The organism is Aquipuribacter hungaricus (genome assembly GCF_037860755.1).
GTDB classification, from domain to species: domain Bacteria; phylum Actinomycetota; class Actinomycetes; order Actinomycetales; family JBBAYJ01; genus Aquipuribacter; species Aquipuribacter hungaricus.
Genome location: NZ_JBBEOI010000443.1, coordinates 1 through 1,181 on the forward strand (window position 1 = coordinate 1; position 1,181 = coordinate 1,181).

Genomic DNA, 1,181 nt, shown 5'->3' on the forward strand with positions numbered 1-1,181 from the left:
GCGCCGCGACGACTCCTTCACGCGCACCACCCCGCCCCCGGTCGCCCCCCGCCGCCCGGCGGGCCGGCCCCCGCGTCGGCGCCGCGGCCGGGGCCGTGCGATCGTCCTGCTGCTCGTGGCCCTGCTCGTGGCGTACCCGCTCTCGCTGGGCTGGGTGGCGTGGTCGAGCATCGAGCAGACCGGCAGCATCGAGTCCTCCACCTCGACCCCCGGCACGACGTTCCTGCTCGTGGGCAGCGACTCCCGCGCCGGGCTGACGGACGCCCAGGTCCAGGAGCTCGCGACCGGCACCGAGGCCGACGCCGGCGGCCAGCGCACCGACACCATCCTGCTGCTCCACGTGCCCACGGGGACCGGGCCGTCGGTGCTGCTCAGCCTGCCGCGTGACTCCTTCGTCGAGATCCCCGGCGAGGGCGAGAACAAGCTCAACGCCGCCTTCGCGCTGGGCGGCCCCCAGCTGCTGGCCGCCACCGTCGAGGCCGAGACCGGCATCGGCGTCGACTCCTACGTGGAGACCGGGTTCGCCGGGTTCGCCTCGGTCGTCGAGGCCCTCGGCGGCATCGAGGTCTGCCCTCCCGCCCCGCTGCAGGACCCGGCCGCGAACATCGACCTGCCCGCCGGCTGCCAGGAGGTGCAGGGCCCGCAGGCCCTCGGCTACGTCCGCAGCCGCAAGACCGACGCGACCGGCGACCTGGCCCGGGTGCAGCGCCAGCGCGAGGTGCTCGGCGGGATCATGGAACGCACGCTGGACCCGGTGCTGCTGCTCGACCCGCCGAAGGCCTACCGCACCGCGGCGGCCGGCGGCTCCGGGCTGCGCGTGGACGACGGCACCGGCCCGGTCGACCTGGGCCGGTTCCTGCTCGGGATGCGCTCGGTGTCCGGCGAGGGCGGCGTGCAGCTCACCGTCCCCGTCTCCGACCCCGACCTGTCCACGTCGGCGGGCTCGGCGGTCGAGTGGGACGAGGAGCGCTCCGAGGACCTGTTCGCGGCCCTGCGCGACGACGACACCCGCCGCGTCCAGGAGCTCCTGGCCGGGTGGACGGCCGAGGCCCAGCCCTAGGCCCCGCGCCCCCGCGCCGGGCGCCCGAGCGGGGCGCCCGGGGCTAGGGCCGACCCAGCCTCTCGCGCAGCGCGCGGCCCTTGGCGGTGGCGGTCTGCCGCAGGCCCTCGGCGTGCTCGAC

1 protein-coding gene is annotated in these 1,181 nt (G+C 77.1%); it reads left to right on the top strand.

All coding sequences use genetic code 11. From position 1 onward, the window contains the following. On the top strand, positions 1-1,060 hold a 1,060-nt coding region (locus WCS02_RS20490; protein WP_340296167.1), incomplete at its 5' end, for an LCP family protein. Between the last annotated feature and the right edge of the window lie 121 nt (positions 1,061-1,181).